Source organism: Angustibacter speluncae (assembly GCF_054777815.1).
The window spans coordinates 83,810-89,895 of the sequence record NZ_BAAHAF010000034.1 but is presented as its reverse complement, the minus strand read 5'-3'; the positions used below and the strand labels follow the sequence as shown (position 1 = coordinate 89,895).

The window sequence follows — 6,086 nt, the reverse complement described above, 5'->3', positions numbered from 1 at the left end:
GCCGCGGGCTCGCTGGTGCGCAGCGGCGGCACCGGGCTGGCCGCGCTGTCGGCGCTCGCCGACGACCCCGAGCGCGGCGCGCACGCGCGCGAGGCGCTGGCGACCGCGCGGCTGCGAGGGCTGGTCGCGTGACCTGGCTCGACGGGCTGCGCACCTGGCTCGAGGACGCCGGCGTCACCCCCGTCGTGCGCGCCGTGCTCGACGTCGTCGACGTGCCGGTGCTCGTCTACTTCGTGGTCATCAACACCAGCTACCTGGTGCTCATCACCCTGGCCGCGCTCGAGTTCGCGCGGCACCTGCGGCGCGTGCCGTTCGCCGGGCTCGAGGAGGCGGCGGCGAGCCCGCTGACCCAGCCGGTGTCGGTGCTGGTCCCCGGCTACAACGAGGAGCTCAGCATCGTGGCGTCGGTGCGGGCGATGCTCGCGCTGCGCTACCCCGAGCACGAGGTCGTCGTGGTCGACGACGGGTCGACCGACCGCACGTCCGGCCGGCTGGTCGAGGCGTTCGACCTGGTCGAGGTGCCCCGCGTCGTCCCGGACGACGTACCGACCCGCGGCGCCATCGAGTCCGTGCACGTCCCGCGCGACGGCCGGACGCCGCTGGTGCTGGTGCGCAAGGTCAACGGCGGCAAGAGCGACGCACTCAACGCCGGGCTCAACGTCGCGCGCTACCCGCTGGTGGCGATGGTCGACGCCGACTCGCTGCTCGACCCCGACGCCCTGCTCGTGGTCGCGAAGCCGTTCGCCGACGACCCCCTGCGCACGGTGGCGACCGGCGGCGTGGTGCGGGCCGTCAACGGCAGCCAGGTCGTGGCCGGCCGCGTCGTCGACGTCCGGATGCCGCGACGGTGGCTGCCGCGCATCCAGGTCGTCGAGTACCTGCGCGCCTTCCTGCTCGGCCGCACCGGGTGGTCGCGGCTGCAGGCGCTCGTGCTGATCTCCGGCGCCTTCGGCCTGTACCGCCGCGACGTCGTGGTCGCCGTCGGCGGGCTGCACGAGACCATCGGCGAGGACTTCGAGCTCGTGATGCGCATCCACCGCCGGATGCGCGAGGACAAGCGCGCCTACCGCGTCGTGTTCGTCGCCGAGCCCGTGTCGTGGACCGAGGTGCCGTCGACCGCGGCGGTGCTCGGCCGGCAGCGGCGCCGCTGGCACCGCGGGCTGTGGGAGGTGCTCTGGACCCACCGCCGGATGCTGCTCAACCCCCGGTACGGGCGCCTCGGCCTGGTCGCCGTCCCGTACTACTGGGTGTTCGAGCTCGCCGCCCCGGTGATCGAGCTCGGCGGCGTGGTGCTGCTGCTGCTCGGCCTGCTGCTCGGGGTCGTCGACGTGCAGTACGCCCTGCTGTTCCTGCTGGTCGCCTACGGCTACGCGCTGCTGGTCACCCTGGCCGCGCTGTGCGTCGAGGAGTTCTCGTTCCACCGCTACCGGCGCTGGCGCGACCTGCTCGTGGCCGTGCTCGCCGCCGTCGCCGAGAACGTCGGCTACCGCCAGCTGACCGCGTGGTGGCGCGTCCGCGGCCTGGTCTCCGGCCTGCGCGGCCGCGCCTCGACGTGGGGGACGATGACCCGCACCGGTTTCGAGGACACCGCCGAGAGCACGATCGCGGCGCGCACGCGCACCGGGGCGGGACCCGACGCGCCGTGAGCGGCAGGGCCTCATCGCTCGCGGGCCGGCTGACCCGGGTCATGGTGATCCTGGTCGTGCTGATCCTGCTGGTCGGGCTGAGCGGCACGGCGGTCATCCTGCTCGTCAGCTCCCGCCAGGACCGCGTCTCGCAGGGGCTCACGCCCGCCGTCTTCGCCAACTCCGAGGCGCTCGAGGCGCTGGTCGACGCCGAGACGGGCGTCCGCGGCTTCCTGCTCGGCGGGCGGCAGCTGCTCGCGCCCTACCGCGGCAGCCGCGACACGGCCGATGCCTCCCTCGACCGGGTCGAGCGGCTGGCGGGCGAGGTGCCCGGCGTCGTCGACCTGGTCGACGAGCAGCGCGTCGCCGCCGCCGCCTGGTACGACGAGTACGCCCGCCCGGCGACCGACGGGGGCGCCGTACCGGCCCCGCTGCGCAGCCAGGCGCTGCTCGACCGGTTCCGCGACGCCAACGACCGGCTCGACCAGCTGCTGCGCGACGAGCGGCAGGCGGTGCTCGGCGAGGCCGAGGCGATCCGGTCGGTGGGTGTCGCGGTGGTCGCCGCGCTCGCCGTGCTGGCGGCGGTCGTCGGCGGCGGGTCGGCCGTGCGCGCGGTGCGCTGGACCGTGGTGCCGATCGCGCGGCTGCGGCGCGTCGTCGAGCGGCTGCGGATGGGTGAGTCGGCGGCCAGGGCGCGCACCGACGAGGGACCCGCGGAGGTGCGCAGCGTCGCCCGGGCCGTGAACACCCTCGCCGACGACGCCGACCGGCTCCGCGACGAGCGCGAGGAGGCCGGGCGCCTGCGCCAGCTCGCCGCCGACACCGGCCGCGCCGTGCGGTCCGAGCTCGACGCCGGTGCCGCGGCGCTCGCGGCGGTCACCGGTCTGGGAGAGGCGATCTCGGTCGACCACGCGTGGGTGCGTCTGGTCGAGGGCGGGTCCGCCGTGCCGTCCGACCCCGCCGACCACAGCGAGTTCGGGCCGGTGCGGGCGAGCTGGAACCGGCCCGGCACCGAGCCGCCGACCCTGCCCAGCCGCGAGGTGGTGTCGGTCCGCGACGCCTGGCACCTGTGGGTGTCCGGCGACGTGCGGGCGGTCGAGAACACCCGCCGTTCGGCGTTCATGCGGACCGAACGGGCGCAGCCGTTCGCCCAGCGGGTCGACGCCACCGCACTCGTGACCGCGCCCGTGGCCAGCGGCGACGCCGTCCTCGGCGTCCTGACCCTGGTGTGGACGGGTGCCGCGCGGCCCTTCAGCGCGGCCGAGATCACGACCGTGCGCGCCGTCGCCGCCGATCTGGCGCTCGCCCTCGAGCACGCGGCGCTGTTCGAGCAGCAGCTCGAGCTCGTCGACCGGCTGCAGGAGCTCGACCGGCAGAAGAGCGACTTCCTGTCGACCGTGTCGCACGAGCTGCGGACGCCGCTCACCTCGATCGCCGGCTACGCCGAGATGATCCGCGACGGCGACGCGGGTGAGGTGCCGCCCGCGATGGACCGCATGCTCGACGTCGTCACCCGCAACACCGAGCGGCTGCGGGCGCTGATCGAGGACCTGCTCACCCTGTCGCGGATCGAGAGCGGCAGCCTGCGCTCGGCGTCCGAGCCGGTCGACGTCACCGGACTGCTCGCGTCCGCGACCGCGGCCGTCGCGCCGCAGGCGGCCGCCGGGTCGGTGCGGGTCGAGGTCGACCCGCCCCCGGACGGCACCACGGTGCGCGGCGACCTGCTGCAGCTCGAGCGCGTGCTGCTCAACCTGCTGAGCAACGCCGTGAAGTTCACCCCGGCCGGACGGGCGGTGCGCCTGGACGCGCGCGTCGACGGCGAGCAGCTCGTGGTGCGGTGCGCCGACGAGGGCATCGGGATCCCGGCGGCCGAGCAGGAGCACCTGTTCGACCGGTTCTTCCGGGCGAGCAACGCCACCGCCCGCGCCATCCCCGGCACCGGCCTGGGGCTGGTCATCGTGCAGGGCGTCGTGCAGCAGCACGGCGGGTCGATCGAGCTGGAGTCGACCGAGGGCGAGGGCACGACCGTCACGGTGCGGCTGCCGCTGCACCGGGACGGGTGACGACCCCGCGGTTTTCATGTCAGACTGACCTCATGTCACGGTCGTCGTCCATCACCCGCCTGTCGAAGCGGCTGTCGCTCGTGCTGCGGCACGACCCCGCCTCCGTCGGTCTGACGCTCGACCCCGCCGGGTGGGTACGCGTCGACGACCTGCTCGAGGCGCTGCGGACGGCAGACGTCGACGTCTCGCGCGCCGCGCTCGACGAGGTGGTGCGCACGTCCGACAAGCAGCGGTTCGCGTTCGACGGCACCGGGACCCGTATCCGCGCCCAGCAGGGGCACAGCGTGCCCGTCGACCTCGGGCTCGACCCGCAGGACCCGCCCGCGGTGCTCTGGCACGGCACGGTCGACCGGTTCCTCGGAGCGATCCTCGCCGAGGGGCTCGCGCCCCGGCAACGGCACCACGTGCACCTGTCCCCCGACGTCGCGACCGCCCGCGTCGTCGGCGCCCGCCGCGGTGCGCCCGTGCTGCTGCGGGTCGACGCGGCCGCGATGGCGGCCGACGGACACGTCTTCCGCTGCAGCGGCAACGGCGTCTGGCTCGTCGACGCCGTGCCGCCGCGCTACCTGGAGGTCGTCGACGGCGGGGCCGCGTGAGCGACGAGGTCGTCGACCGCCTGCGCGCGGCCGGGTGCGTCTTCGCCGAGGACGAGGCGGGCCTGCTGCGGTCGGCGGCGTCCGGGCCGGACGAGCTCGAGCGGCTGCTGGCGCGACGGGTCGGCGGCGAGCCGCTCGAGGTGGTCGTGGGCTTCGCGGACTTCCACGGCGTCCGGGTGCGCACGGCGCCCGGCGTGTTCGTCCCGCGTACCCGCACCGGGCTGATGGTCGACGTCGCGCTCGAGCACCTCGCGGCGGACGCACGCAGGTCCGTCGTGCTCGACCTGTGCTGCGGCACGGGAGCCGTCGGTGTCGCCGTGCTCGCCGGCACCGACCGGCCGCTGACGCTGGTCGCGTCCGACGTCGACCCGGACGCCGTCGCCTGCGCCCGGCGCAACGCCGAGCCGGTGGGCGGGCGCGTGGTGGCGTCCGACCTGTTCGACGCCCTGCCACCCGACCTGCGGGGTCGCGTCGACGTGCTCACCTGCAACGCGCCGTACGTCCCGAGCGAGGCGGTGGTCGGCATGCCGCCCGAGGCGCGCGACCACGAGGCGCTCGTCGCGCTCGACGGCGGGGCCGACGGCCTCGACGTGGTGCGGCGCGTGCTGGCCGGCGCGACGGCCTGGTTGGCGCCCGGCGGGCTGGTGACGGTGGAGGTCGCGGAGGTGCAGGAGCAGCGTGCGCTGGCTGCGGCCCGCGGGGCCGGCCTCGAGGCGACCGTCCGCACCGACCCCGACGTGGGCGGACGCGTGCTCGTCGCGACGGCCGCACCACCGAAGAGCTCGGCGCCCGCCCCCCGGGAGGGGGTCTAGCACCGTGCCCTTCGCTCAGCGGGACGGTGACCCGGCGCGGAGCCGCAGCAGCTGCATGTCGTCGGTGCCCGGCTCGAGGCCCTCGTCGACGAACCCGCCGCGCTCGGCGACCCGGCGCGCCGCGGCGTTGGCCGGCCGGGTGCGCACGACGAGGTCGACGCCCGGCGCGACCGAGGGCGCCATCCGCGTGGCGGCGTCGAGCACCCGTCCGGCCAGCCCGCGGCCCTGCACCTGCGGCGCGAGCCGGTAGTAGACGTTCAGCACGGGCTCACCCGCCATCACGTGGTGCCGGATGCCGCCGAGGCCGGCGTGCACGCGGTCGCCGTCGGCGGGCAGCGGCCCGGGCTCGCCCTCGCCCCACCACGACGAGGGCACGAGCACCGTCCAGAAGCCGAAACCCCAGCGCTCCCAGTGCTCGAGCGGTTCGCGCAGGAACTCGGTCGCCTGGGCCAGGTCGGTCTGGGTGAGGTCGGGGTCGTGCTCGTAGACGCGCGGGTCGCCGTGCACGGCCAGCACGCCGGCGGCGTCGCCGGCGACCGGACGCCGCAGCAGCACGCCGTCGCCGGCGTCGACCCGCTCCCAGGGGTTCACGTCAGCTCGGCGCCACGTCCCCAGCTGACCGAGTACGTCAGCTCGGCCTTGTGCTGGGGCAGCAGCAGCGTCGAGGCGGCGTACGCCAGCCGGTCGAGCTGCAGGTGCACCGACAGGTGCACCGGCCGGTCGGCGGGCACCTCGAACGCGACCGTGCCCCACACGACCACGTAGGTGCGGCCGTCGACGCCGACCAGCGGCACGCTCGCGACCGTGCTGGAGCGCTGCAGGTGCAGCACCAGGACGCGCCGGGGCCCCTGGTGGTGGTCGACGTACGGGATCGCCAGCGGTCCCTGGTGCGCGTCGGCGGCGGTCATGGTGGGAGGATAGGTGCGCTGCGACGGCGCGTGACCGACCTCACCCACAGGGCACCCCGGGCGGCGGCATGCGGCTGCTGCG

General features: G+C 75.7%; 6 protein-coding genes. 4 read left to right on the top strand and 2 right to left on the bottom strand.

What is annotated here, in order from left to right; all coding sequences use genetic code 11:
• The first annotated feature begins 128 nt into the window (after positions 1–128).
• The 4 genes from ACYVKY_RS04000 to ACYVKY_RS03985 are packed head-to-tail and all read left to right on the top strand — an operon-like array spanning position 129 to position 5,096.
• Positions 129–1,646, top strand: coding sequence for a glycosyltransferase family 2 protein (locus tag ACYVKY_RS04000; RefSeq protein WP_460433701.1), 1,518 nt, complete (start codon positions 129–131; stop codon positions 1,644–1,646).
• Positions 1,643–3,688, top strand: a complete 2,046-nt coding sequence (locus ACYVKY_RS03995) for an ATP-binding protein (protein WP_460433700.1) — start codon at positions 1,643–1,645, stop codon at positions 3,686–3,688. Before ACYVKY_RS04000 ends, ACYVKY_RS03995 begins: the two co-directional genes overlap by 4 nt.
• Positions 3,689–3,720: 32 nt before the next feature.
• Positions 3,721–4,284, top strand: a complete 564-nt coding sequence (locus tag ACYVKY_RS03990) for an RNA 2'-phosphotransferase (RefSeq protein ID WP_460433699.1) — start codon at positions 3,721–3,723, stop codon at positions 4,282–4,284.
• Positions 4,281–5,096, top strand: coding sequence for a class I SAM-dependent methyltransferase (locus ACYVKY_RS03985; protein WP_460433698.1), 816 nt, complete (start codon positions 4,281–4,283; stop codon positions 5,094–5,096). The genes ACYVKY_RS03990 and ACYVKY_RS03985 overlap by 4 nt, the downstream gene beginning before the upstream one ends.
• Positions 5,097–5,111: 15 nt before the next feature.
• Here ACYVKY_RS03985 and ACYVKY_RS03980 read toward each other — a convergent pair whose 3' ends face one another.
• Together ACYVKY_RS03980 and ACYVKY_RS03975 are read right to left on the bottom strand one after the other, a co-directional pair.
• On the bottom strand, positions 5,112–5,687 hold the full coding sequence (locus tag ACYVKY_RS03980) for a GNAT family N-acetyltransferase (RefSeq protein ID WP_460433697.1): 576 nt from the start codon (positions 5,685–5,687) through the stop codon (positions 5,112–5,114).
• Positions 5,684–6,004: a hypothetical protein gene (locus ACYVKY_RS03975; protein WP_460433696.1), complete on the bottom strand. Its 321-nt coding sequence runs from the start codon at positions 6,002–6,004 to the stop codon at positions 5,684–5,686. Before ACYVKY_RS03975 ends, ACYVKY_RS03980 begins: the two co-directional genes overlap by 4 nt.
• Positions 6,005–6,086 lie beyond the last annotated feature (82 nt).

Excerpts from the sequence above, each read along its gene's own strand:
- ACYVKY_RS03990 (WP_460433699.1), top strand. The coding sequence starts at position 3,721 with ATGTCACGGTCGTCGTCCATCACCCGCCTGTCGAAGCGGCTGTCGCTC.
- ACYVKY_RS03975 (WP_460433696.1), bottom strand. The coding sequence starts at position 6,004 with ATGACCGCCGCCGACGCGCACCAGGGACCGCTGGCGATCCCGTACGTC.